This is a genomic window from Stenotrophomonas sp. YJH_SMC_106-19 (assembly GCF_059368375.1).
The window spans coordinates 800,906-825,436 of sequence record NZ_JCAFRQ010000001.1 but is presented as its reverse complement, the minus strand read 5'-3'; the positions used below and the strand labels follow the sequence as shown (position 1 = coordinate 825,436).

19 protein-coding genes are annotated in these 24,531 nt (G+C 65.1%); 10 read left to right on the top strand and 9 right to left on the bottom strand.

What is annotated here, in order from left to right; genetic code table 11:
* Positions 1 to 123 precede the first annotated feature (123 nt).
* The 3 genes from sucC to AC5P5M_RS03685 all read left to right on the top strand — a co-directional run bounded on the left by sucC (position 124) and on the right by AC5P5M_RS03685 (position 4,037).
* On the top strand, positions 124 to 1,293 hold the full coding sequence (gene sucC, locus AC5P5M_RS03695) for an ADP-forming succinate--CoA ligase subunit beta (protein ID WP_005418614.1): 1,170 nt from the start codon (positions 124 to 126) through the stop codon (positions 1,291 to 1,293).
* A 24-nt stretch (positions 1,294 to 1,317) separates the two neighbouring features.
* Complete coding sequence (gene sucD / locus AC5P5M_RS03690) at positions 1,318 to 2,193, top strand: succinate--CoA ligase subunit alpha (protein ID WP_005418610.1); 876 nt, start codon at positions 1,318 to 1,320, stop codon at positions 2,191 to 2,193.
* Between the two features lie 209 nt (positions 2,194 to 2,402).
* Entirely contained in the window at positions 2,403 to 4,037 is a 1,635-nt protein-coding gene (locus AC5P5M_RS03685; protein WP_053517022.1) for an NAD+ synthase, read from the top strand.
* A gap of 244 nt (positions 4,038 to 4,281) precedes the next feature.
* On the opposite strand, the gene AC5P5M_RS03680 is transcribed toward AC5P5M_RS03685, so the two are convergent.
* From AC5P5M_RS03680 to AC5P5M_RS03665, 4 genes are all read right to left on the bottom strand, one after another.
* Positions 4,282 to 5,010 (bottom strand): hypothetical protein, encoded by a 729-nt coding sequence (locus AC5P5M_RS03680; RefSeq protein WP_495205572.1) that lies wholly within the window; start codon positions 5,008 to 5,010, stop codon positions 4,282 to 4,284.
* Entirely contained in the window at positions 5,007 to 8,060 is a 3,054-nt protein-coding gene (locus AC5P5M_RS03675; RefSeq protein WP_495205571.1) for an N-6 DNA methylase, read from the bottom strand. Before AC5P5M_RS03675 ends, AC5P5M_RS03680 begins: the two co-directional genes overlap by 4 nt.
* 82 nt (positions 8,061 to 8,142) lie before the next feature.
* Entirely contained in the window at positions 8,143 to 8,595 is a 453-nt protein-coding gene (locus tag AC5P5M_RS03670) for a hypothetical protein (RefSeq protein WP_495205570.1), read from the bottom strand.
* 606 nt (positions 8,596 to 9,201) lie between these two features.
* Positions 9,202 to 10,089 carry an outer membrane protein assembly factor BamD gene (locus AC5P5M_RS03665; RefSeq protein ID WP_495205569.1) on the bottom strand — a complete coding sequence of 296 codons (888 nt, stop codon included), beginning with the start codon at positions 10,087 to 10,089 and terminating at the stop codon, positions 9,202 to 9,204.
* Positions 10,090 to 10,202: 113 nt separating this feature from the next.
* On the opposite strand from AC5P5M_RS03665, the gene rluD reads away from it, so the two are divergent.
* From rluD to AC5P5M_RS03645, 4 genes are read left to right on the top strand one after another with little or no spacing between them, the layout of a single operon-like run.
* Positions 10,203 to 11,192: a 23S rRNA pseudouridine(1911/1915/1917) synthase RluD gene (rluD, locus tag AC5P5M_RS03660; protein ID WP_053517019.1), complete on the top strand. Its 990-nt coding sequence runs from the start codon at positions 10,203 to 10,205 to the stop codon at positions 11,190 to 11,192.
* A complete protein-coding gene (gene pgeF, locus AC5P5M_RS03655) occupies positions 11,192 to 11,962 on the top strand; it encodes a peptidoglycan editing factor PgeF (RefSeq protein ID WP_495205568.1) in 771 nt (256 codons plus the stop codon). Before rluD ends, pgeF begins: the two co-directional genes overlap by 1 nt.
* 20 nt (positions 11,963 to 11,982) lie before the next feature.
* On the top strand, positions 11,983 to 12,489 hold the full coding sequence (locus AC5P5M_RS03650; protein WP_414488195.1) for a DUF4166 domain-containing protein: 507 nt from the start codon (positions 11,983 to 11,985) through the stop codon (positions 12,487 to 12,489).
* Entirely contained in the window at positions 12,464 to 12,880 is a 417-nt protein-coding gene (locus tag AC5P5M_RS03645; RefSeq protein ID WP_053517013.1) for a thiol-disulfide oxidoreductase DCC family protein, read from the top strand. Before AC5P5M_RS03650 ends, AC5P5M_RS03645 begins: the two co-directional genes overlap by 26 nt.
* A gap of 25 nt (positions 12,881 to 12,905) precedes the next feature.
* Here AC5P5M_RS03645 and AC5P5M_RS03640 read toward each other — a convergent pair whose 3' ends face one another.
* The 5 genes from AC5P5M_RS03640 to AC5P5M_RS03620 form a co-directional block, all read right to left on the bottom strand.
* Positions 12,906 to 14,216: an OmpA family protein gene (locus AC5P5M_RS03640; protein WP_460255946.1), complete on the bottom strand. Its 1,311-nt coding sequence runs from the start codon at positions 14,214 to 14,216 to the stop codon at positions 12,906 to 12,908.
* Positions 14,217 to 14,538: 322 nt separating this feature from the next.
* Positions 14,539 to 15,903, bottom strand: a complete 1,365-nt coding sequence (otsA, locus tag AC5P5M_RS03635; RefSeq protein ID WP_180875513.1) for an alpha,alpha-trehalose-phosphate synthase (UDP-forming) — start codon at positions 15,901 to 15,903, stop codon at positions 14,539 to 14,541.
* Positions 15,900 to 17,681 (bottom strand): glycoside hydrolase family 15 protein, encoded by a 1,782-nt coding sequence (locus AC5P5M_RS03630; RefSeq protein WP_053517094.1) that lies wholly within the window; start codon positions 17,679 to 17,681, stop codon positions 15,900 to 15,902. Before AC5P5M_RS03630 ends, otsA begins: the two co-directional genes overlap by 4 nt.
* A 40-nt stretch (positions 17,682 to 17,721) precedes the next feature.
* A complete protein-coding gene (otsB, locus tag AC5P5M_RS03625; RefSeq protein ID WP_065181638.1) occupies positions 17,722 to 18,480 on the bottom strand; it encodes a trehalose-phosphatase in 759 nt (252 codons plus the stop codon).
* Positions 18,481 to 18,638: 158 nt separating this feature from the next.
* On the bottom strand, positions 18,639 to 21,071 hold the full coding sequence (locus AC5P5M_RS03620) for a TonB-dependent receptor plug domain-containing protein (RefSeq protein ID WP_193396493.1): 2,433 nt from the start codon (positions 21,069 to 21,071) through the stop codon (positions 18,639 to 18,641).
* 214 nt (positions 21,072 to 21,285) lie between these two features.
* Between AC5P5M_RS03620 and AC5P5M_RS03615 the strand changes: the two genes are divergently transcribed.
* From AC5P5M_RS03615 to AC5P5M_RS03605, 3 genes are all read left to right on the top strand, one after another.
* Positions 21,286 to 21,768: a DUF3574 domain-containing protein gene (locus tag AC5P5M_RS03615; RefSeq protein ID WP_053517005.1), complete on the top strand. Its 483-nt coding sequence runs from the start codon at positions 21,286 to 21,288 to the stop codon at positions 21,766 to 21,768.
* 36 nt (positions 21,769 to 21,804) lie between these two features.
* Positions 21,805 to 22,656 carry an XAC2610-related protein gene (locus AC5P5M_RS03610; RefSeq protein ID WP_495205567.1) on the top strand — a complete coding sequence of 284 codons (852 nt, stop codon included), beginning with the start codon at positions 21,805 to 21,807 and terminating at the stop codon, positions 22,654 to 22,656.
* A 109-nt stretch (positions 22,657 to 22,765) separates the two neighbouring features.
* Positions 22,766 to 24,484 (top strand): thiamine pyrophosphate-dependent enzyme, encoded by a 1,719-nt coding sequence (locus AC5P5M_RS03605; protein WP_180875516.1) that lies wholly within the window; start codon positions 22,766 to 22,768, stop codon positions 24,482 to 24,484.
* Positions 24,485 to 24,531: the final 47 nt, after the last annotated feature.

Genomic DNA, 24,531 nt, shown 5'->3' with positions numbered 1-24,531 from the left:
CAGACTTCTTTGCGCCCCGGCGCCGGCTCGGCCACAATAGTGGGCCCGCCGCGGTCCGTGCCGGTGCCTCCCCCGGAGGCCCTGAGGAATTGCGTGCGGTCGTTCCTATTCCCACGGTGACGCATGAATTTCCACGAATACCAGGCAAAACAACTGCTTGCCGAATACGGCATCCCGGTCCCGGCCGGCAAGGTCGCGGCTACTCCGGACGAGGCGGTTGAAGTCGCCCAGTCGCTGGGCCAGGGCCCCTGGATGGTCAAGGCGCAGATCCACGCTGGCGGCCGCGGCAAGGCTGGCGGCGTCAAGTTCTGCAAGACCGTCGATGACGTGAAGGCCGCAGCGGCCAAGATGCTCGGCACCAAGATGGCCACCTACCAGACCGCCGGCGTCGAGCTGCCGATCAACCTGGTGCTGGTGACCACCGCCGGTGAGATCGTCAAGGAACTGTACCTGTCGGTCCTGGTCGATCGCGGCACCCGCACCATCAGCTACATCGCCTCCTCGGAAGGCGGCATGGAAATCGAGCAGGTGGCTGCCGAGACCCCGGACAAGATCCACACCCTGAATGTGGACTTCGTCGAGGGCGTGCAGGGTTACCACGGCCGTGACATCGGCTTCAAGATGGGCCTGACCGCCAAGCAGGCCGGCCAGTTCGCCAACATCATGGTGAACCTGTACCGCATCTTCAACGAAAAGGACCTGGCGCTGGTTGAGATCAACCCGCTGGCGATCCTGGACGACGGCAACCTGTACGCGCTGGACGGCAAGTTCAACAGCGACGACAACGCCAACTTCCGCCACAAGGAACTGGTCGCGATGCGCGACAAGTCCCAGGAAGATGAAACCGAAGTGACCGCTTCGGAGCTGGACATCAACTACGTCACCATGGACGGCAACATCGGCTGCATGGTGAACGGCGCCGGCCTGGCCATGGCGACCATGGACGTCATCAAGCTCAACGGCGGCGAGCCGGCGAACTTCCTGGACGTGGGCGGCGGTGCCAACAAGCAGCGCGTCATCGAAGCGTTCAAGCTGATCCTGTCCTCGGACAAGGTGGAAGGCATCTTCGTCAACATCTTCGGCGGCATCGTCCGCTGCGACATGATCGCCGAGGGCATCATCGCCGCCGTGAAGGAAGTGGGCGTCAAGGTGCCGGTCGTGGTGCGCCTGGAAGGCACCAACGTGGAAGAAGGCAAGCAGCTGCTGCGTGACAGCGGCATGGCCATCATCCCGGCTGACAACATCAACGACGGCGCCAAGAAAGTCGTTGAAGCGGTCAAGAACGCCGCCTGATCCACGACACCGAAGGAAATTCCCATGTCTGTTTTGATTAACAAGAACACCAAGGTGATCGTGCAGGGCTTCACCGGCCAGCAGGGCACCTTCCACGCGACTCAGATGATCGAGTACGGCACCCAGGTTGTTGGCGGCGTGACCCCGGGCAAGGGTGGCACCACCCACATCGACCTGCCGGTCTTCAACACCGTTGCCGACGCCGTGCAGAGCACCGGCGCCAATGCTTCGGTCATCTACGTGCCGCCGCCGTTCGCGGCCGACGCGATCCTGGAAGCCGCAGCTGCCGGCATCAAGGTCATCGTCTGCATCACCGAAGGCATCCCGGTGCTGGACATGCTGCGCGTCAAGAACGTGCTGACCCGTTCCTACCCGGACACCGTGCTGATCGGCCCGAACTGCCCGGGTGTCATCACCCCGGGTGAGTGCAAGATCGGCATCATGCCGGGTCACATCCACAAGCCCGGCAAGATCGGCATCGTGTCGCGTTCGGGCACGCTGACCTATGAAGCCGTCAAGCAGACCACCGAAGTCGGCCTGGGCCAGTCCACCTGCATCGGCATCGGCGGCGACCCGATCAACGGCCTGAACTTCGTTGACTGCCTGAAGCTGTTCAACGAAGACCCGCAGACCGAAGGCATCATCATGGTCGGCGAGATCGGTGGCGACGCAGAGGAAGCCGGTGCGGAATACATCAAGAACCACGTGAAGAAGCCGGTCGTCGGTTTCATCGCAGGTGCTTCGGCGCCGGCCGGCAAGCGCATGGGCCATGCCGGTGCGATCGCCTCCGGCGGCAAGGGTACGGCGGAAGGCAAGTTCGCCGCCATGGAAGCGGCTGGTGTCGTCACCGTGCGTTCGCCGGGCGACCTGGGCGCTGCCATCGCCAAGCTGGTGAAATAAGATCGTCGCCGGCCTCCGGCCGGCACGATTCTGTAGAGCCGAGCCCATGCTCGGCTTGCTTTGGAAAAGCCGCCTTCGGGCGGCTTTTCTGCGCCTGGGCGTCGCGCAGTCATCCGCCGGGCATGGCCCGGCGCTACCTGCGGGGTCCGCCCGGCAGGCACACGGTGCGGCGTTACAATGGGCCATTGCAACCACAGGCTGGACCTTCCATGGCTTCGATCCGCATCGCGATGGCGCAGTTCGATTTTCCGGTCGGCGATGTCGCCGGCAATACCGAGCGCATCATCGAGATGATCGGCCAGGCGCGCGATGAGCATGGCGCCGGGCTGGTGATGTTCCCCGAGCTGGCGGTCAGCGGCTATCCGCCGGAAGACCTGCTGCTGCGTCCGGGGTTCCTGTACGAATGCGAGCAGGCGATCGCGCGCATTGCAGCTGCCTGCCGCGGCATCACCGCTGTGGTCGGCTGGCCGCAGGCGGCGGGCGCGGTGGTGTACAACGCCGCCAGCGTGCTGCGCGATGGCCGGGTCGAACAGACCTATCGCAAGCGCGAGCTGCCCAACTACGCGGTGTTCGACGAGCGCCGCTACTTCGACGTCGATCCTGATGGCGGCAGCTGCGTGTTCGACGTCGACGGCATTCCGGTGGGCCTGCTGATCTGCGAGGACCTGTGGTTCGCTGAGCCGCTGGCCGATACCGTGCGTGCTGGCGCGCAGCTGGTGGTGGTGCCCAATGCCTCGCCCTACGAGCGCGGCAAGCACGCCCAGCGCGATGCCGTGCTGGCCGCGCGCACCCGCGAGAGCGGTGCGGCGATCGCGTATCTCAATGTTGTCGGTGGCCAGGACGCACTGGTATTCGACGGCGCTTCGGTGGTGGCCGATGGCGACGGTACGGTGCACCCGGCTGCCGCTGCGTTTGTCGACCAGTGGCTGGTGGTGGAGTACGACGGCGCCAGCCGTCGCTTCATGCCGCACGTCTGGATGGACGATGGCGACGAGAGCATGGACGCCCTGGCCTGGCGCGCGGTGACCCGTGGCATCCAGGATTACTGCCGCAAGAATGGTTTCACGAAGGTGTGGCTGGGCCTGTCCGGCGGCATCGATTCGGCCCTGGTGCTGGCCCTGGCGGTGGATGCGATGGGGGCCGAGAACGTGACTGCCGTGCGCCTGCCGTCACGCTATACCGCAGGCCTGTCCAACGATCTGGCTGCAGAGCAGTGCCAGGCGTTGGGAGTGAAGCTGGAAGCGGTGTCGATCGAGCCGGCGTTCAAGGGCCTGATGGAATCGCTGGCGCCGCTGTTCGAGGGCACAACCCCGGATGTGACCGAGGAGAACCTGCAGTCGCGCAGCCGCGGCGTGATCCTGATGGCGCTGGCCAACAAGTTCGGTGGCCTGCTGCTGACCACCGGCAACAAGAGCGAGTATGCGGTCGGCTACGCCACCATCTACGGTGACATGTGTGGCGGCTACGCGCCGTTGAAGGATCTGTACAAGACCGAAGTATTCGGTCTGTCGAAGTGGCGCAATACCGTGGGGGGGGCGCCGGTGATTCCGCCGGCCGTGATCAGCCGCCCGCCGTCGGCCGAACTGCGCGAGAACCAGCTGGACCAGGATTCGCTGCCGGCCTACGACGTGCTGGACGGCATCCTGTACCGCTACGTCGACCAGGAGCAGTCGCGCGCCGAGATCGTTGCAGCCGGTTACGATGCGGCCGTGGTCGACCGCGTGCTGCGGCTGGTGCGCATCAGCGAGTGGAAGCGGCACCAGGCCGCACCGGGGCCGAAGGTCTCCCGTCGCGCCTTCGGCCGCGAACGCCGCTATCCGATCAGCAACGGCTACAAGGGCTGAGGCCCGCGCCTCCGCAGGGCCCGGCCATGGCGGGCCCCACAAACGCTAATTGGTAGCAGTTGCCCCATGAAAAGTATGGGAGGACTTTATACAGTCCTCCCATCACTTGACGCACCCCTTCCTCACTTAAGTGGCTGATCGTGAAGCCACTTCGACGTATTCCCAGGCATAGCGGTTTACTCATTGCCATCCGTTTACTAGCGGCCGGTGTTCAAGTGGCGCGGTGCAATAAACCACACGGCGCCTACGGCAGATCGAATGCCCAAAGATGCCACAGACGGATAGTTCCTGGCGTTCCGCCCTTCTGATACTGCCAGTTGCGCTGGTGGGTACTCTTGGCCTGCGCGGGGATCACCAGACCCGACTGGACAAGATGTTCGTCATTCTCAGGAGTGACCACGAGAGCTGCATCACTCTTCAGCGGGATCGCAAGCGTGCTGACCTCTCGCAGAGGCTTCTTTCGGTAAGCAATCATGACGCCGTCCTGCATGGCCCAAGCGTAGTCGCCCCGGACAAATCGGGCCACCCCGTCCTTGGTGTATGCGGTAAGACTCTTTTTCTGCGATACCACTTTGGTCTCAGCAAATATCCCCACGTATCGGCGGGCATTTACCAGAGGCGCATTGGCCAAGCGGATGACCAGGTCCGGCTGCTTGTTGATTACGGTCGAATTGAAGTTCGATAGGTTTAATCCTCGCTCGACGGATTCGAACACATCTGCCGTAAAACCCTCCGGGCCGTTACCGACGTAAAGCCAGTAAGAGAGAATCTCGCACAAGGCGTCCGTGTAGCGGTCCTCTTCTGGATTGGATTTGGTAGGGGGCGCCAGATGGGCACTTGGATTGGCGCAGATGATCTGCCACGCTGCCTGGAGCGCGGCGATGACGACGCTCAAGACGTTGCGTGAAATAGCGACTGGAAAACCTTCATGATTGGAAATGAGCTTGGCAGGACTTCCATGTGGTCCGATCATGACGCGTGGGCGCTCCTTGTGCCTCGGTTGAGGATGGCGGCGTTTCGCTTGATTAGGTCAAGCGCAAGCGTGCGCGCGGCAGTGCGCGTCCAATAGCGCCGCTGATTGAGGATGCCAATATACAAGGTACCACCATGGTGATACTCCACTAGGGTGCAGTCCAGGTCATCGGCCATGCGCAGCGAGCCTAGGAGATCACTCACTGCCAAGTCGGGAACTTGAGCGACGCCGCCCACCCGGAGGAATCGCCATGGTGACAGCGGGCTGTGCGGATAGGTCGTGACTTGAAGAGCTGAGTCGCTCAGGTCAAACGGCTCCAGAATACGTGCCAACGCGTCGCCGTAAGCTTCCACTTCGTGCTGTTTGGGCGGGCTGACTGCCGCCTTTTTTACCCGCGAGAACGGCAGCGCGACGGCAAGTCGATCTGCCACGAGCACGACATCGGCAGGGGTCAATCCGTAGATATGATTCACGAGCTTGTCGACGTTTGCCAGGTCCAGCTGTGGAGATTTCTTCTTGGCAAGAGCAAGCATGCTTTCGAGCGCTTCAATCTGTGACGCCGATAGCTGCGCCAAGGGCACGACCGGGAACTGATCGACGTCCGATTTTTGCATTGCCTCGCGCTCACAGCCGAAGATGCTGCTGGTCATGAGAGCGTAATAAAGGAATAGCTTGCTGTTCATCAGCGCCCACAGGTACACAGCCATCAATTGCGGCTGAGTCGTCCTTGCGCAGCTATAGCCGAAGTACGATTCGCGATACGCGACGTCCTTGAGGGCGAGCATGGCAGCCGGCGCGTGAGGCTTGGTGCTCGGTGACTTGCGCAGCAAAACCATCGGACCTTTGTATATCTCGCGTCGGCGAGTGCGGTGTACTCGCTTGAGCGAGAACCTCTCCAGCTTCGTTGTCGGGATGACGAACCATTCCGCATATCTAGGGTCGGGCATGACGGGCATATCGAGCAGAAAGTCCGACGGTTCATTCTCCGAACTGGTCTGATACCCCTGACCATGCTCGATTCCCACCTGAGCCGCGTACTTGTCCAGCGTGGGCCGAAGAGCAGGGCCCTCTTCCAATAGCCCCTCTGCGGCCGCGCGCCGCGGGGAAGGCGGAGCACGCTGGATCTTCTCCAGCAAGGAAACATCCAAGCTGTTGCCCTTAGCAAGCGTCTTGAACAGGGTGGGTACCTGTTCGACCATGGCCGCATCCGAGGCCCATGCATCCTTGTGGTCAATTCGGATACGGCCTTCAGCATTCAGTACACAGTCGACCGATGGCGTCACCGCATAGAACCGCGAATCGTCAGGCGCGGCCTGGTTGCGGGCGAATAGTAGGCAGAAATAAGCTGCGTTGCCGGGCCACACCGGGGTATTGCGAAGCTCCATTCCATTAAGGACGTGGGAAACGTTCAAGCCTTTGAACACCGCACGCCGCGCCTGCAGCCCTAACTGCGTCGTCTTAATGAGCAATCGCGCATGCAAGGCAAACGCAATGACAGCGCCGGGTGCGGCCCATCGTGTCGACTGCCAGACGAACGGAAGATCAGGCACGCCATCTGGATTGGCGACAGGCTCGATGCCACGCGAGATCATGGCCGAACGCGCAATACGATCCATTGCGCGTTGCCTCTTGGCGTGTGGTAGCGAGGTCCACGGCGGATTGCCCACAACGAGGTCGAAAGCGCCTGCATACTTGTCCGTGTCCGGGTGGCTAAGGCTTCCCAGGGGCTGACCACTTTCGGCATCGACCCAACCTTCAGTTGGCACTAGCACCTTGCCCTGAAGAGCCTCGAAGGTGAGGTTCTGCAGTGTGCCCACCTCCGGATCGAGCTCAAGGGCGGTCAGATAAAGCGCTAAGGCGCTCATCTGACGAGCGGCAGGGTTGATGTCCATGCCAACCAGCTGAGTATTAAGGATGCTACGAATTACAGATGTCGTTGGCTGCAGTCCGGTAGCTCGCCAACGTGCCTGAACCAAGCGACGGAAAGCCGCCAACAGGAAGACGCCCCCGCCTGCTGCCGGATCCAGAATGCGCGCTGTGTGTGCATTCTCACCCAGCATGCCCAGCGCCTGGTCCACGGTGTACTCAGCCAGATGGCGCGGCGTGTAATACACGCTTTCTTCCTTGGCCGTTGGGCTCTGGAAACGATGAATATGCGCTTCGTACACCTGACTGAGCAGCCCCACAGGGATGTATGCGAAATGTAGATCGCCCCATGAGAACTGCGTCTGGTAGGCGCCATCGCCCACTGGCTTGTCACCTCGAACGATAGCGCTCAAGTCATCTAGCGCTGTCATGCCATCGCCTGACCCGAGCTCTTCGAAGTAGCTTACGCTGCCGTGTTCTGGCAGCGTGAGCAGGTCGCCATTGAAGGTTTCATCCAGCCAACGCGAACTTGCAGCAGCCCATCGAGGACTTCCAAAACAATCCGAGAACTTGGGCACCCCTGGCACTGGATTGAGGTCCGGGAGAATTCCTCGGTCGTGGAGGAAGCGCAGGAACAAAGCGCGCCCCATCAGTGCCAAGGCCTCGTCGTCCTTCCGGTCGCGGAGCTCTATGAGGGTATCAGTGACGACGTTGAGCAACTCAAGCATCAACTGGTGTGTAGTGATGCCTTCCACGCGCGATGGAACGTCACCAACGGCCAGTCGAGCGAGTAGGCCAGGATGGAGGTCGGCGTCCTCCAGAACTGGAATTGCTTCATCCTCGCGTGCTTGGCCAAGTGCATACACCTGCACTACGCCCGGGCGCAGAAAAGCCACGTAGGGAGCATCGGCTCGGAGCGCCAACCGTTCCATGTCTCGACGGCGTTCCTGAACCGTAAAATCAGGCTCGTGACGCAGATCCCAAATGTAGAGCAGGGGCTGTTCGTCGCTCAGGACGACGGCGTCGGGCGTGGGCTCCTTCCGAGCCCGCGCTTGGAGGAGTCCAAGAAAGTCCAAATGCTCCGGACCTAGCGCTACCGCCGCCTGCGAAAGCGACACGATCGCCGTAGCCTCGGTACCGAGCGCGGCAGCGATTGCCTGGCGGGTAAGAGATTGGGGCAACATCGTCAAAGCATCCTTGTCAGGGGCGGGAACGCAGGGTCCAAAGCCCGTCGAACGGTGTGGTACATGTTGGTAGAACGGCCCGTCATGCCGACTTCGCCGAACCAACACGCATCGGCGGGAACGCAATGTCCGACTGCGTTGGCACGGTCTCCTCGTCCGACAAGGCTTGTCTGAGCTCTGCAATCAAAGGCCGCAGCGGTACCAAAACGCATGCCTGTGCCGGAAGCCGAGCCTCGGATACCGCCGTGATGCTGATCGAATTACCGCGGTACGCGATGGCCTTGTCGTTCAAGCCAAACCATGCGCTCTGCGAGCACACCTCGAACAAGTCCACGGCGTGCGGCGTGATGTGGCGAACTTGGATGCCTAAGGTGTGTAGCTGCGCTACGACCTTCAACGCCAGCAGGTCGCCCGGCGTGAAGCACGGTCCATACCCCTTACGCCCTTGAAGGGGCGGCAATGCGCGTCGCCAATGGCGAAACGTCTCCTCAGAAATCCTGAGTGCTTCCTTGACTTGGGCAGGTAGGTAACGCATGACGGTGAGTATAGCCCCAATTCAATTCGTTGTAAGTAACGAACTAATTCGTGCTGACCGACAAGACGCTGACGTATCGTCGCTCATGCTCGTCGCATGCGTTCAGACGCGCAGCTAACGCTCGGTGTGCCGCAGGAACGGCCATGCGTTAGCCAGTGACTACAAAGGAGAAGGGCGGAGACATAAGCGGTCGGGCCGAATGCGTCCAGCCCCACCGCTCAGGCAGCCTCGATCGCTTAAGAAATGCCTAGCAGAGCTCGCCGAAATCGGAAATGAGAAGGTGACAGGGCCTTTCAGCAGGCCTGCCACGGCACGTGCGACCTGGGCCACTGCCTGTTCGCTATGGCGGTCCACCCGCTAGGCGAGGACTAGTTGACTAAGCAAGAATGAGCACTTCTTTGACACACACGGTCGAGCGATGCCGCACAGGGTCGCCGATCGCACTAGTGGTGAAGCTCACTGGTAGGAACCAGGCGGTGCCGGTCTAGCCCGAAAACCAAACCGATGAGCCGGCTGGATAATGGTCAAACCAGAAGCTTTTCGGTATGGGCATTTGCTACCAAATAGCGCCCACAAAAAGGAAGGGCCCCTTGCGGGGCCCTTTTCTTACTTCTTTTCCAGCCGCGCGTTGCGCTGGCCGGTACTGGCGGACTTCTCGCCTGCGAACGGGTTGAGCTTGCGGATCATCCAGGGGTACTTCGGCCAGTTGCCTGCCAGCCACGGGTGATCGGGCTGGTTCAGCTCCAGCACGCGCCGGGCATCGTCGGCCAGGGTCTTGTTGCCCAGGTGGGTGTAGGAGTCGGCCAGGACTGCCACGGCGTCGTACTGGAAGGCGCTCTGCGGATAGGTTTCCAGCAGGTAGTTGGCGCGGCCAGCGGCCGACACCCAGGCGCCACGGCGCATGTAGTACAGCGCGTTGTCCAGCTCGTGCTGGGCGAATACGTCACGCAGCTCGATCATCCGCTGGCGGGCGTCGGCGGCGTAGCGGCTGTTCGGGTAGCGGTCAACGACGATGTTGAAGTCCGAATACGCCTGGTGCGGCGTGGACAGATCGCGGCGGCTGGGGTCCAGGGACCATACGCGACGCAGGAAAACCGTATTGCGGTTGGAGTTGGCCAGGCCGCGCAGGTAATACAGGTAGGCGATGTTGCGATGGGTCGGATAGGTCCGGATGAAACGGTCGATGCTCGACACCGCATCGTCGTGCTTGCCGGCCTTGTACTGCGCGTAGGCGGTTTCGATCATCGCCTGTTCGGTGTACGGGCCGTAGGGATACTGGGCCACCAGGCGACGGAAGCTGGCTTCGGCGCCGCTCCAGTTGCCCCCCTTCATCAGCGTGTGGCTCTTCTCGTACAGCTGTTCGACCGGCGTCCCGTCGTCGGGGCGATCACCCTTCTTGGCGCCGCGATGGCAGCCGGTGGCGGCGATGACCAGCACCAGCAGCAGGGCGGTGAGGCGGACGGGCGCGGAGAGCATGGCGGAGCGTCGGATCATGGGGTCAAGGCGGGACGCGTCTGGAATACGAAGGGTCGATGATAGCCTAGTGTCCTGTCCTGCGACTGAAACCGACCGCCGGGACCCCAAAATTTCAAAGATACCCCCCTGCCATGTCTGAACAACCCTCCGAATCGGCCCGCCAGGCCATCGTCCCCGACACCGCCGCCGGCCGGCGTTTCGACGCCGTCGTGGCCGAACTGTTCCCCGAGTACTCCCGTTCACGCCTGACCGAATGGATCAAGGCCGGCGACGTCCTGCTCGATGGCGCCCAGGCGCGGCCGCGCGATCCGCTGCGCGGTGGCGAGGTGGTGACCCTGAACGTGGTGCTGGAGACCCAGACCGACGCCCAGCCGGAGGACATCCCGCTGGACGTGCTGTTCGAGGACGAGCACCTGCTGGTGATCAACAAGCCGGTCGGCCTGGTGGTCCACCCGGGTGCCGGCAACCACAGCGGCACCCTGGTCAATGCGCTGCTGTACCGCGACCCGTCGGTGGCGGTTCTGCCGCGCGCCGGCATCGTGCATCGCCTCGACAAGGACACCAGCGGCGTGATGGTGGTCGCCCGCACCCTGGAGGCGCAGACGGCCCTGGTCGAACAGCTGGCCGCGCGTGATGTGCACCGCCAGTATCTGGCCATCGTGATGGGCGCTCTGGTGGCCGGCGGCACCGCCGATGCGCCGATCGACCGTCATCCGCGCGACCGCCTGAAGATGGCGGTGCGCGAAGACGGCAAGGACGCGATCACCCATTACCGCCTGCGCGAGCGCTTCCGGGCGCACACCGCGCTGGAATGCCGGCTGGAAACCGGCCGCACCCACCAGATCCGCGTGCATATGGCGCACCTGCGCCACCCCATCATCGGCGACCCGCTGTATGGCGGTGCGCTGAAGCTGCCCAAGGGCGCCAGCGACGAACTGGTGGCCGCGCTGCGTGGCTTCAAGCGCCAGGCCCTGCACGCCGAGACGCTGGAGTTCGTGCATCCCATCACCGGCGAGCCGGTGCGCAATTCGGCGCCGGTACCGGACGACATGCTGCACCTGATGAAGGTGCTGCGCGAAGACAGCGAGGCCTTTACCGAGCGCGAGCGGGATCGCTGGTGATGGCGACCGCGCTGCCGCTGCTGCAGGCTGACTGGCCGGCGCCGCCGGGCGTGCGGGCGCTGACCACACGCCGGCACGGCGCGGGCATTTCGCCGGCACCCTTTGCCCAGTTCAACCTGGGCAACCGGCACGCAGCCGATGGAGATGCGCCGGCCAACGTCGAACACAACCGGCAACTGCTGCAGCAGGGACTGGCGCTGCCCTCCGCGCCGCACTGGCTGCGCCAGGTGCATGGCACCACCGTGCTGCGCTTTGATGGCCCGCCAGTGGCCGGGGCCAGCGAGCCGGTGGCCGATGCCGCGGTGACGTCGGTGCCGGGGGTGGTGCTGGCCATCCTGACCGCGGACTGCCTTCCGGTGGTGTTTGCCGCCGCCGACGGCAGCGAAGTGGGCGCGGCCCATGCGGGCTGGCGCGGCCTGGCCGATGGCATGCTGGAACACACGGTAGCCGCGATGCGCACCGCGTCGTCGCAGCTGCGGGTCTGGCTGGGCCCGGCGGCAGGGCCTGCCGACTATGAGATCGGCGAAGAGGTGTATCAGGCCTTCGTCGGCCACGAACCGGCGGCGGCCGCCGCCTTCGTGGCCACCCGCGCGGGGCACTGGAAGGTCGATCTGTTCGCACTGGCCCGCCAGCGCCTGCAGTCCGTGGGCGTGGACCCGGCCCAGGTGTCTGGCGGCACGATCTCCACCATTGCCGATCCGGACCTGTATTCGCACCGTCGCGACCGCCGCACCGGCCGCATGGCAACGCTGGCCTGGATCGCTCCCTGACCGTGCCGCTGTTCGCGCAGGTGCTGGGGCCGGCCTTCGCCACCCTGGCAGCACCGGTGCAGGCGTTGCATGCGGCGCCGCTGCCGTGCCGCCGTACCGGGCAGGCGCGGATCGCACGGGGCCGCCATTGGCTGGTGCCCATGCTGGCCGCGTTGGCGCGGCTGCCGAAGGAGGCGCACGCCTTGCCGGTCGAGGTGGTGTTCAGCGCCTGCGGGCAAGGCGAGCAGTGGGCGCGACGTTTCGGGCGCTGGCCGATGGTGTCGCGGCTGTGGGCACAGGAAGGCGGTCTGCATGAGCAGCTCGGTGCGGTGCACTTCGGATTTGAGCTGCGGGCGTGTGAAGGCGGCATCGACTGGTCGGTGCGCAGCGTCCGCGTGTTCGGCCTGCTGCCGCTGCCGACGCGCTGGTTCGACGGCGTGCGCTGCCGCGAGGCCTGGGCCGCAGAGCGCTACACTTTCCTGGTTGATGTGACATTGCCCTGGATTGGAGCGCTGATCCGTTATGAAGGCTGGCTCGACCCGCAGTGACGCAGTGATCGTGTTCGATGGCGTCTGTGCGCTGTGCAGCCGCTGGGTGCGTTTCCTGTTGCGCGTGGACCGCCACGGGCGCTATCGCTTCGCAGCGATGCAGGGTACGCATGGCAGCCTGCTGCTGCGCAGCCATGGGCTGGATCCGCAGGACCCGCGCTCCTTTCTGCTGCTGGACGAGCAGGGCGCCTGGACTGACACGGACGCGATCCTGCGCGTGCTGACCGGGCTGGGAGGCGCATGGCGGCTGGCGGGCGTGCTGCGCCTGTTGCCGCGCAGCTGGCGGGATGCCGCCTATCGCAGGCTGGCCCGCAACCGATACCGCTGGTTCGGTCGTCACGACCGCTGCACGCTGCCGACGACGCAGCAGGCCGGCCGTTTCCTGGACTGATGCGCCGGTCGGTCCGCGCGCGGTGTCAGTGCGGAGCCGCAAGCAGCCGATAGGCGATGCGCTGGTTGCGCGCGCGGCCGTCCTCGCTGCGGTTGTCGGCTACCGGATGCTCTTCGCCGTGCCCCACCGCGACCAGCATCGGTGCCGGCACGCCATGCGCCTGCAACGCCGTCACCACCACGTCCGCACGCTGCTGGCTGAGCTGCCGGTTGGCCTCGGACGCGCCCTGGCTGTCGGTGTGCGCGGCCACTTCCACCCGTGTGCCCGGCGCAGTGCTGCGCAATGCGTCGGCCACCACCTGCAGCGTTTCGCTGGAGCTGCCGCGCAGTTCGCTGGAGCCGGGATGGAACTCCAGCCGGGTCAGGTTCAGCGCAGCGATCCGCTGCGCGGCGCCGGCATCGGCCGGCAGCCGCGACAATGCCGCCCGGCCCGGACCCCACAGCCCACTCATCCGCAGGGCGGGGAAATCCTGGCGGAGCTGCCGCGAGATCGCCAGGCGCCGCTCTTCGCTCAGGGCGGTGGAGTCGATATCCAGCTGGTTGCCGGCGAACTCCAGGCGCAGTCCCTCGCCCTGCAGGCAGGGCAGGGTGCGGATCAGGCGCTCGAACCAGCGCGGCGACCGGGCCTGCGGATCGATCTCGATACGGCCACTGACGTGCCCTGCGCCATGCACCGCAATCAACGCGCTCCACAGGCGGCGGCGCAGGGCGTCGCTGGGCAGGCTGCCATGGACCGAGACCTGCGCGCCGCGCTGGTGCAGGAACAGCCGCGCGTCGTGTTCGCGGACGATCGCCTGTGGCGTCCACAGCGGCGTGCGTGCCTTCAGCTGCAGCCATGCGGTAGCGCCGAGCACGACCACGGCGGCCATCATCCACAGCAGGCTGCGCAGGGCCATGCCCTGCACCCGCGGGGTGAGCAGGGTGCCGGCCATCTGCGGTCGCTGCCGCTGCGGGCGGTTGCGCAGCTGGCGCGGCTCCGAAGGGGCCGGCTCGATGGGCTGGGAGGTCAATGCGATCAGCCCCGGCAGCAGATCGCAGGCCACGACCCGGAACGCCCCTGATGACAGTCTGCTGCGCCTGGCCAGCCGGTCCATGACCGGATCACCCAGCGCACGCTGCAGGTCGCTGGCCAGCACCGGCAGCGGCGGCTGCCCGGGACGCCGCCAGGATCGGAAGTGAACCCCCAGGCCCGCCTGCTCGAAGGTCTGCTCCAGTCCGTCCAGTCCCCGTGGGTGGGAGGCTATCCAGCCGGCAATCACATCAACCACCCAACGGGTGCGATGGCCCAGTCCCAGGCGGTGGCTGGCTTCTTCGATGAAACGGTCGTACGCGTGCATGCAGTGGATCCCCGGAGTGATGTGCACGCGGTCGTGCACGGTGCGGCTTCTGTCGATTGCAGGAGCTCTGGGGGCGCCACTGTGGGGAGGTCGCGTCAATGCGAAATGAAATATCGCCGGTTCATTTTCTTTCGTTTTGCGCGATGGCGTCGCGAGGACGCCACGCAGCTGGCTGGAAGCCTTGGGGCAGCAGGACGTTCGCCTGCCTGAGTGCCACTTGCGACAGCGGCTGTGGAGAGCACGCCACAGCGGCGGGATGGTTGCATGCGCAATTACTTTCGAGCCAAAAGCGTCAAGTTTCGGCGTACAGAATGCGCCTGATTCAGCCTTCGAGGGCGTCCAGGTAGGTGCGCCGCCAATGGTTGATGTCGTAGGTGCGCAGGTGCTCCATCATGGCGTGCCAGCGCTCCTGGCGCTTGCGCAGCGACATGGTGGCGGCCGTGGCGATGGCATCGGCCACGCCGTCCAGATCGTGCGGGTTGACCAGCAGCGCCTGCTTCAGTTCATCGGCGGCGCCGGCCAGAAGGGACAGCACCAGCACGCCCGGATCCTCCGGGTCCTGCGAGGCGACGTACTCCTTGGCGACCAGGTTCATGCCATCGCGCAGCGGGGTGACCAGACCGACGGCCGCCGCGCGGTAGAAGCCGGTGAGGGTGGCATGGGTGAAGTTCTGGTTGACGTAGCGAAGCGGCGTCCAGTCCGGCTCGGCATGGCCGCCGTTGATGTGCCCGGCGATCTGTTCCAGCTGGCTGCGCAGTTGCCGGTACTCGGTGACATCACCGCGCGAGACCGGCGCGATCTGCAGGTAGGTCAGGGTGCCGCGCTGGTCGGGATGGCGCTGCAGGTAACGTTCGAAGCCAAGGAAACGTTCGGGCAGCCCCTTGGAATAGTCCAGGCGGTCCACGCCGATGGCCAGCTGCCGATCCCGCAGACTGGCCCGCAGGTTCTTCACGGCGGCCTTGGCCGCTGCGGTGCTGGCCTGACGCGCGATAAGCCCGGTGTCGATGCCGATCGGGAAGGCGGCAGCGCGGAAGCGGCGCCCCCCCGGGGCCTCCAGTTCGCCGTTGTCGAGCACGCGACCGCCGCCGAACAGCCGCAGGTAGGTCTGGAAGCGGTCGGCATCGCGCTGGGTCTGGAATCCCACCAGGTCATAGGCATACAGCGCGGAGAACAGCCGCAGGTGGTCGGGCATGGCCTGCAGCAGGTCCGCCGAGGGCATCGGGATGTGCAGGAAGAAGCCGATGCGGCAGCCGATGCCGCGCTCGCGCAGCAGGGCACCCAGCGGGATCAGATGGTAGTCGTGGATCCAGACGATATCGTCCTCGCGCAGCAACGGCGCGAGCTTGTCCGCGAACATCGCATTGACCTTGTGATACGTCTCGCGCGTGCCGCGGTCATAGTCGACCAGGTCCAGGCGGAAATGCAGCAGCGGCCACAGCGTGCGGTTGGCGAAGCCGTTGTAGTAGCCGTCCACCTCGCGCTTGTTCAGGTCCATGGTGACGAAGCGGATGTCGCCGTCCTGCTGTTCATGCAGCGCGCCGCTGCCATCACGCACGGTCTTGCCACTCCAGCCGAACCACATGCCGCCGCGCTCCTTGAGCGCAGCCAGCAGGCCCACCGCAAGGCCCCCGGCGCGGCTCTCGCCGGGCACGGCAACGCGGTTGGAGACCACCACCAGACGACTCATGACGCCTCCTGCCAGGAACGCGACAGGCGCATCGCTGCCGTGATCAGACCCACATGCGAATACGTCTGCGGGAAGTTGCCCCACGCTTCGCCGCTGTCGAAGGCCAGGTCCTCCGACAGCAGGCCCAGGTGATTGCGCTGCTTCAACAGTGTCTCGAACATCTCGCGCGCCTCATCCATGCGCCCGATCGCCGCCAGCGCATCGATGTACCAGAAGGTGCAGATGGTGAAGCTGGTTTCCGGCTCGCCGAAATCGTCCGGTGCGATGTAGCGGTACAGCGAATTGCCATGCTTGAGGTCGCGGCCGATGGCCTCCACGGTGGCGATGAAACGTGCGTCGAGTGCATCGATGAAGCCGATGTCGGCCAGCAGCAGCAGCGACGCGTCCAGGCGATGGCCGTCGAAGGTGTCGGTGAAGTGGCCCAGCGATTCGCTCCAGGACCGCTGCATGATGCGCGCGTGGATGATGTCGGCGCGCTCGCGCCAGTAGCGTGCACGGTCATCGCGCTTGAGCCTCACGGCGATCTTGCACAGGCGATCGCAGGCGGCCCAGCACATCGCGCTGGTGTAGGTGTGCACCTCGGTGCGGCCGCGGAACTCCCACAGGCCCGCGTCAGGGACGTCGTGCAGGGCAAAGGCCTGTTCGCCCAGCGGTTCCAGCCGGGCAAAGGTATGGGCATCCCCGGGGTCCTGCAGGCGACGATCGAAGAACAACTGGGTGGAGGCCAGCACCACGCTGCCATACACGTCGTGCTGGCGCTGCACCCAGGCCAGGTTGCCGCGGCGCACCGGGCCCATCCCGCGGTAGCCGGACAGGCTGGGAACTTCATCCTCGTCCAGCTTGGCCTCGAATCCGATGCCGTACAGCGGCTGCAGCGTGCCGTCGGTGGTGGCGAGGTTGAAGATGTAGCCGAGGAACTGCTCCATCGTACGGGTGGCGCCAAGCCGGTTCAGCGAACGCACCACGAACGCAGCATCGCGCAGCCAGCAGTAGCGGTAGTCCCAGTTGCGCACGCTGCCGGGAGCTTCGGGAATGGAGGTGGTCATCGCCGCGATGATCGCCCCACTGTCCTCGTACTGGCACAGCTTGAGAGTGATCGCGCTGCGGATCACCGCGTCCTGCCATTCCAGCGGAATCGACAGATAGCGCACCCATTCGCGCCAGTAGTCACGCGTGCGCTGGAACGCTTCCTGCACATAGCCGCTGATCGAGCGGTTGAGCGATTCATCCACGCCCAGGATCAGGTGCACAGGGTGGTTGAGGACGAACGGCAGGCCATCACGGACCATCCGGACCGGCACATCGGTGGTCAGTCGCAGCACGTGGTCGGGCAGGATCCAGCGCACGTGGTTGCTGCCCCACGTGGATTCGGGAACACGTGCGCCCCAGTCGGCCAGCGGCCGTGCGCGGATGACGATACGTGGGCTGCCGGCCAATGGCCGCACCTGGCGGATCAGGCTGACCGGCCGGTAGAAGCGGTCGTTCTGCCGCCAGCGTGGCGCGAAATCGAGGATCTCCAGCGCACCTCCATGCGTGTCGCGCAGCACCGTGCGCAGGATGGCGGTGTTGGTGAGGTATTCCTGCTCGCTGTCGGCGAAGTCCTCCAGCTCGACGGCGAAGTCGCCGCCTGTCTGCTGGTTCGGGCCCAGCAGCGCACAGAAGGTGGGGTCGCCGTCAAAGGTGGGCAGGCAGCTCCAGACGACACGGGCATGTTTGTCGACCAGGGCGCCGAAGCTGCCGTTGCCGACCACGCCCAGATCAAGATCGGGTTGGGTCATCACGCGGTACATCTCGGTTGCGGCCGTGGGGGTGGCCGGGTCAATAGGCATTCTCGCGCAGCCAGGCGTGCACGCTGCGTATGTCAGGCAGCGCGAACACGGCGGCGCTGGGTTCACGCTCGCCGATCAGCACGCTCCAGCCATGCTGGCCGTTGGCGGCGTCGAATCCGAATTCATCCGTCAGGTCATCGCCGAGGAACACGGGCAGGCGGCCCCGGAACGGCAGGTACTGCATCATCCGCCGGATCGCGCGGCCCTTGTCGGTGCCGACGGGCACGAACTCGACCACGTGATCGCCGGGTTGCAGGCGGTAGCTGGAGCGACCGCGCACATGGCGGTCAGCGAACGCCCGCACCGCGCTTCCAGCGTGCGGCGCCTCGCGCCAGTGCAGGGCCAGGCCCACACCCTTGTCTTCTACCAGTACCCCGGGATGGCCATGTGCAAAACGCATCGCCTGCTGATGCAGGGCATGCAGCCATTCGGCGGTGTCATCGTCATGTTCGTCGCGCAGCACGCGTCCGTCCTGGCCACGCAGTTCATGGCCGTGCAGGCCAGCCGCAGGCAGCTGCAGAGGCGCGAACAACTGGTCAAGCTGTGCCAGAGGACGGCCACTGACCAGTGCTACGGCACCTTCCAGGCGGTCGCTGATACGACCGATGGCCTCACGCACATCGGGCAGCAGCTGCACGGCGTCCGGTCGTGCAGCGAATTCAATCAGGGTGCCATCGACATCGAGGAACAACGCGCAGGCATCGTCCAGCAATGGAGGTGGCGGACGCAGGGGGAGCGGTTCAGCCATGACGCCCAGCCTGCCAGCGTGGGCGTGTACGTGGGGTCGAGAGCAGGCGACGACAGTGCGTCGGCGCTGTCTGCCGGTTGCCGGCACGAGGGAGCGGTACCGGAGCGGGGCAGTGCGGACCCGTGGTCCGCACCACCGCAGACACGCGTCAGCCGCGGTCAGAACGTGTAACGGACGCGGCCGTAGTAGTAGGCGCCGTTGCTGCCGATCGGCGAAAGCACGTCGTAGGGCAGATTGCCGAAGTAATGGATGTCCTCATTGGATCGATCCGGGTAGTTGTCGGTCAGATTCTGTCCGCCGATGGCCACGCTCCATCGGGCGCTGATGCGATACTCCACTTCTGCATCCAGCTGCCATTCGGCCTGGTAGGTCTGGCGCGGAATGTAACCGTCACCGAAGTTGAAGACACGGGTGACGCTGCCATAGCGGTTCACCCGGCTGCTGAGTGACCAGCGGTCATTGCTCCATGCTGCAGAGACGCTGCCGCGCGTGCGCGGGGTGGCGTCGGTCAGCGTGTTGGTCTCTTCGATGCCGAACAGCACATAGTCCGGATCGAGCGCCTGCAGTTGTGCAGGGGTGGCCAGCACGTTCTTCAGCGTGGTCTTGGTGTAGGCGTAAGTGCCGGTCAGCAGCAGTTGGCCGTTGCCCAGCGCCTGCCGCCAGTTGCTGACCAGTTCGGCGCCACGGGTACGTGTATCGGCGGCATTGACGAAGAAGCTGGCGCTCTGCAGGCCACTGACGCCGTAGTTGGCGGCGACATAATCGGTCAGCGCATCGCCGGTGATGCTTTCGGACAGCGCGATGCGGTCATCGATGTCGATCTGGAAGAAGTCCAGCGACAGGTCGAAGTGCTCGCCGATGCGGCTGGTGAAGCCCAGCGACGTGTTGATCGACTTTTCGGGCTTGAGGTCCTGCGCGCCCAGGCCGCGGGCAATCGGATTGTTGACCGACAGCAGCCGGCCCTGCACCAGCTGGCCGCCGGCGTTGTAGCCAGTGGAGGTCGACTCGTAGCCGATCTGTGCCAGCGACGGGGCGCGGAAGTTGTTGGAGATCGCGCCACGCAGGGCGAAGGCCGGGGTGAACTGGTAACGGAGGCCGAGCTTGCCGGTCAGTTCGCCGCCGAAATCATCGCTGTGCTCGTAGCGCGCAGCCAGGTCGCTGGAGAAGTGATCGCCGAACTGGCTGGACAGGCTGGCATAGGCGCTGGCCACATCGCGCGACAGGGTGGCGGCATCCTGCGGCGTGAGGCCGCCGCCGGCCTGCGAGCCGGTGGGACGGTCGGTAAACGGGCCGGCCGCATAGCTGGCGGGGTCGCCGGGACGGGTCTGGTAGCGCTCACGGCGCGCTTCCGCGCCCAGGCCCAGCGTATGGCTGATGCTGTCGCTCTGGGTGAACACACGGCTCAGGTCCAGGTTGCCGACTGTCTGAGCGTACTCATAATCAGCCGTCTTGAAGCGTGTCGGGCTGGCCGGGCCCAATGAGGCGTTGAGCGAATCACGCAGGCGATAGGTGAAATCGTTCTGGCCATGGTCCAGGCTGCCGTCGTAGCTCCACTCACCCCATTGGCCGCGCACACCGGCGACCGCCTGCACGTCGCGGTTCTCGCCTTCGGAGACCGGCCGGTAACCGTTCGGATAGACCTCCTTCCAGTTGGCCTCGCCGTCCGGGTAGCGGAAATAGTTCGCGCCTTCGGTGTCGCGCTGGTTGAAGGTACCGAACGCGTAGAAGGTGGAGGTCTGGCCGACCGGGATTTCAGTGTTGAGCCACAGGTTGATGTCCTTGCTCTCACCATCGCCCAGCACGTAGTTGCGCTTGCCCTGCAGTGCGAGGTTGTCCGGGGTCTGGTCCCACGGTGGAATCTGGTCGAAGCCGGCGCGGTTGGTCCCGTTGCGGTGCTTGTACTCCAGGCCGACGCGCAGGAAACCACCGTCCTCACCCAGCGAGGTGCCCACTTTGGCGCTGATGTTGCCGGCCTGCCCATCGGTAAGGGTGCGGCCGATCGGCTTCAGATCGGTGTGATTTGCACCGTAGCTGGCTTCGATCTCGCCGCCGTCGCCACCATTGTCGAGGATCACATTGATGACACCTGCCACGGCGTCGGAGCCATACAGCGCGCCGGCACCGTCGCGAAGCACTTCGATGCGCTTGATCGCGCTGACAGGGATGGCATTGAAGTCGACCGGCGTGGTGCCCTTGCCGATCTTGCTGTCGGTGTTGACCAGGGCGGTGTGGTGGCGGCGCTTGCCGTTGATCAGCACCAGTACCTGATCCGGCGACAGGCCGCGCAGCTGCGCGGCGCGGACGTGGTCGGCGCCACCGGAATTGGACTGGCGCGGGAAGTTGAACGACGGCAACAGCGCCTGCAGCGCACTGCCGAGTTCGCCGTTGACCACGCCGGCCTTGCGGATGTCCTCGGCGGTAAGCACATCCACCGGCGAGGTGGATTCGAGCACCGTGCGGTCGGCGGCACGGGTGCCGGTGACGATCACGGTGTCGAGGTTGGTGGCGTCCTGGGCCAGGGCCGGGGCGATGGGGGAGAGCGCAAGGGCAATGGCGAGGCCGAGCGGCGACGCGGGCAGGCGGGCGGACATGGGGGCTCCAGCAACAACGACGACGGGGAGGGGGGAGATAGTTTCACTTACATCCATCCGGATGAAGCGATATATTATCTTCGCGTGATGACCGGTGCTGATGCAAGCCCCTGCCGGTCCGGCATGAGCTGATGCCCTGTTGGCATCAGCACGCCGGGCCGGTGGCGCTGTACGCTGCCGGCTCGCACTGTCCCCCTTCCCCGGAGCTGTACCGATGAAACACCTTGGCCTTGCCTTCGCTGTTCTGCTTGCCGCCAGTGGCTGCGCCAGCCTCTCCTCGCAGGCGCCCAGCGCCTACGCTACGGCCACGACCGCTGAACTGAAGGGGGATGCCGCACGCCCGTCCGCTGGCCAGGGCTGGGTGCGCAGCGAGCTGTACTTCGGGGTGGGCGAGGAGCAGGGCGCCGGCAACCGACCGCAGGCCGACACCATCAGCGAGGCGCAGTGGCGGACGTTCCTGGACAAGGAAGTGACCCCGCGCTTCCCCGATGGCCTGACCGTGTTCGATGCCTACGGCCAGTGGCTGTTCCGGGGTGACGCTGCGCCGAACCGCCTGCGCACCAAGGTACTGGTGGTGCTGCACGAAGACAGCCCGCAGCGTCGTGCCGACATCGAAGCCATCCGCCTGGCGTGGAAGCAGCAGACCGGGCACCAGTCGGTGCTGTGGTCGCGACAGGCCGTTGACGTATCGTTCTGACCGGGAGGCGCCGCCCTGGCGTCGCAGGGAAAGACGATGAGACACAGGGACACCGTGATTGGCCTGCTGGCGGGCCTGCTGGTACCGCTGGCGCACGCTGCTGACAGCGATGCGTCGCTGCGCTTCGAGGCGGCACCTGGCATTGGCGTGCAGGCTGAGGTGGCGGAGGACGGCAGCATTGCCGTGCAGCTGCTGCCCTCTGGCAAGCGGCTGAGCCTGCCGGGTGCCCCGGACGTCGACGGCAATTCGCGGTTGTCAGCCGAGGATGTTGATTTCGATGGGCGCCCGGAGCTGGTTGCGCGGGCGTCGGTCGGCATGGTCAATGAAGCGGTGGCGGTGTATCGCTACGATCCGACCAGCGGTGGTTTCCGCGCGCTGCAGGCCGAAACCCATGGGCGTGACAACTGCGGCGGCCTGATGGGGCTCACCGTTGATGCCGCCACGCGCACGTTGACCAGCAGCTGCCGCAGCGGCCCGATGTGGTACACGGACCAGTACCGGTTTGCAGGCGCGAAACTCTATCTGTATCGCGCCGAGCGCGTCTTGATGCTGGGCGATACCCTGAACGCCGCACTGCGTTGGGTGCCGGCCGACGAGCAGGGCCCGTCGGCGGTCTGGCGCACCTTTGATCCCACCGGTCGTGTGCTGGAGGGCGCGATCGCTGATGGCCTGGGCGCACCGCCCGACGGCCCGCTGCGCAGCCAGCAGGCCACCGTGGTGCCGGCGCGCCTGTTCCTGTTCGATCGGCCCGGTGCGCCCAGCACCCGGCGTTACCTGCTGCAGGGCGACCGCGTGGAACTGCTGGATGAACACGAGGGTTGGCTGAAGGTGCGGTACCGCAACCCGAAGAGCGGCGCGGTGGTGGGCTGGATCAACGTCAACGATTGACCCGATATCGCTCTGCAGTTTGCCTGTCGAGGCGATGCGTGGCTTGCCCACGAAGGCATCACCTCGTCGGGTCTAGCCTCGGACGTTCCCCCGTTCGAGGATGCATCCGATGAGCAAGCGCGTTGCCGAGATCGTTGTCGATACCCTGCAGCAGGCGGGTGTCCGCCGCTGTTATGGCATCGTCGGCGACACGTTGAACCACGTCACCGATGCACTGCATCGCAGCGAAATCGAATGGGTACATGTGCGCCACGAAGAGGTGGCCGCCTTCGCCGCCGGCGCCGACTCGCTGGTGAGCGGCGAGCTGACGGCCTGTGCCGGCTCCTGCGGTCCCGGCGGCCTGCATTTCATCAATGGCATCTTTGAAAGCAACCGCAACCGCGCACCGATGGTGCTGATCGCCAGCCAGGTGGTGACCAGCGAACTGGGCATGGAATTCCCCCAGGAAGTGGATTTCAAGGCGGTCTATGGCAGCTGCACGGTGTTCTGCGAACAGGTGCACAGCCCGGCGCAGGCACGACGCGTGGTCGCCCTGGCCTGCCAGGCGGCGATCAGCCGCCGCGGCGTGGCGGTGGTGATCCTGCCGGCCGACATCAGCCAGGCCGAGGTGAAGCACGATGTGCCGTTCTCGGTGCACTACGCCCAGCCGGTGCTGCGCCCGTCGGATGGCGAGCTGCAGCGCATCGCCGGGTTGCTGGGGCAGGGCAAGCGCATCGGCATCTATGCCGGTGCCGGTTGCCAGGGCGCCCATGCGCAGCTGCTGGGACTGGCCCGGCGCCTGCAGGCCCCGATCGCGCACACCTCGCGTGCCAAGGACTTCGTCGAGCCGGACAACCCGTACAACATGGGCATGACCGGCATCTTCGGCATCGAATCCGGGTTCCACACCCTGATGGAGTGCGACACGCTGCTGCTGCTCGGCGCCGATTTTGCCTGGGGGCAGTTCTATCCGGACAAGGCGACGATCATCCAGGTCGATCGCGATGGCAGCCATCTCGGTCGCCGCCATCCGGTGAACCTGGGCGTGGTGGGTGACATCGCACCGACGCTGGATGCACTGCTGCCGATGCTGCCACCCCGCGAGGACAGCACGTTCCTCGACGAGTGCATCGAGCGTCGCGACAAGGCGCTGGCCAAGCGTGAGCAGGAGGAGCAGCCGGGCGAGGGCGAACTGATCCATCCGCAGCACCTGACCGCGCTGCTGTCGAAATACGCCAGCGACGATGCGTTGTTCACCGCCGACGGTGGCTCGCCGATGGTGTGGGTGCTGCGGCATATCCGCGTCAATGGCCGTCGCCGCACGCTTACCAGTCTCCTGCACGGCACGATGGCCAATGCGATGCCGCAGGCGCTGGGCCTGCAGAAGGCGTTCCCGGGCCGGCAGGTGATCTCGCTGTCGGGCGATGGTGGCCTGGCGATGCTGCTGGGCGATCTGCTGACCGCCGTGCAGGAGAAGCTGCCGATCAAGGTGGTGGTGTTCAACAACGGTTCGTTGAACTTCGTGGAGCTGGAGCAGAAGGTGGAAGGGCTGCTGGACAACTACACCGATCTGAAGAATCCGGATTTCGGCCGTCTGGCCGAGGTGATCGGTTTCCATGGCCGCACGGTCACCCGCAGCGAGGACCTGGAGGAGGCCGTACAGGACTTCCTCGCCCAGCGCGGTCCGGCATTGCTGGACGTGCATACCAGCCGGGCGGAGCTGGTGATGCCGCCGCAGATCGAGGCCAAACAGGTGGCGGGTACGGCCCTGTATGCGGCCAAGGCGGTGTTGAATGGCCGCTTCGACGACGTGAAGCATCTGCTGGTGGACAACTTCCTGAAGAAGTGAGGGTTGGGGTTTTATGCAGGGCTGCGCCCTGCACCTGCTACGAGCCA

Bases quoted from the DNA above. Each gene is read 5' to 3' on its own strand.
- AC5P5M_RS03675 (WP_495205571.1), bottom strand. From the start codon at position 8,060: ATGTTGCCCCAATCTCTTACCCGCCAGGCAATCGCTGCCGCGCTCGGT.
- AC5P5M_RS03685 (WP_053517022.1), top strand. From the start codon at position 2,403: ATGGCTTCGATCCGCATCGCGATGGCGCAGTTCGATTTTCCGGTCGGC.
- AC5P5M_RS03605 (WP_180875516.1), top strand. From the start codon at position 22,766: ATGAGCAAGCGCGTTGCCGAGATCGTTGTCGATACCCTGCAGCAGGCG.
- otsA (WP_180875513.1), bottom strand. From the start codon at position 15,903: ATGAGTCGTCTGGTGGTGGTCTCCAACCGCGTTGCCGTGCCCGGCGAG.
- AC5P5M_RS03680 (WP_495205572.1), bottom strand. From the start codon at position 5,010: ATGATCGGACCACATGGAAGTCCTGCCAAGCTCATTTCCAATCATGAA.
- AC5P5M_RS03620 (WP_193396493.1), bottom strand. From the start codon at position 21,071: ATGTCCGCCCGCCTGCCCGCGTCGCCGCTCGGCCTCGCCATTGCCCTT.
- rluD (WP_053517019.1), top strand. From the start codon at position 10,203: ATGTCTGAACAACCCTCCGAATCGGCCCGCCAGGCCATCGTCCCCGAC.
- AC5P5M_RS03645 (WP_053517013.1), top strand. From the start codon at position 12,464: ATGAAGGCTGGCTCGACCCGCAGTGACGCAGTGATCGTGTTCGATGGC.
- AC5P5M_RS03665 (WP_495205569.1), bottom strand. From the start codon at position 10,089: ATGATCCGACGCTCCGCCATGCTCTCCGCGCCCGTCCGCCTCACCGCC.
- AC5P5M_RS03610 (WP_495205567.1), top strand. From the start codon at position 21,805: ATGAGACACAGGGACACCGTGATTGGCCTGCTGGCGGGCCTGCTGGTA.
- pgeF (WP_495205568.1), top strand. From the start codon at position 11,192: ATGGCGACCGCGCTGCCGCTGCTGCAGGCTGACTGGCCGGCGCCGCCG.
- AC5P5M_RS03670 (WP_495205570.1), bottom strand. From the start codon at position 8,595: ATGCGTTACCTACCTGCCCAAGTCAAGGAAGCACTCAGGATTTCTGAG.
- AC5P5M_RS03640 (WP_460255946.1), bottom strand. From the start codon at position 14,216: ATGCACGCGTACGACCGTTTCATCGAAGAAGCCAGCCACCGCCTGGGA.
- AC5P5M_RS03630 (WP_053517094.1), bottom strand. From the start codon at position 17,681: ATGACCCAACCCGATCTTGATCTGGGCGTGGTCGGCAACGGCAGCTTC.
- AC5P5M_RS03615 (WP_053517005.1), top strand. From the start codon at position 21,286: ATGAAACACCTTGGCCTTGCCTTCGCTGTTCTGCTTGCCGCCAGTGGC.
- otsB (WP_065181638.1), bottom strand. From the start codon at position 18,480: ATGGCTGAACCGCTCCCCCTGCGTCCGCCACCTCCATTGCTGGACGAT.
- sucD (WP_005418610.1), top strand. From the start codon at position 1,318: ATGTCTGTTTTGATTAACAAGAACACCAAGGTGATCGTGCAGGGCTTC.
- sucC (WP_005418614.1), top strand. From the start codon at position 124: ATGAATTTCCACGAATACCAGGCAAAACAACTGCTTGCCGAATACGGC.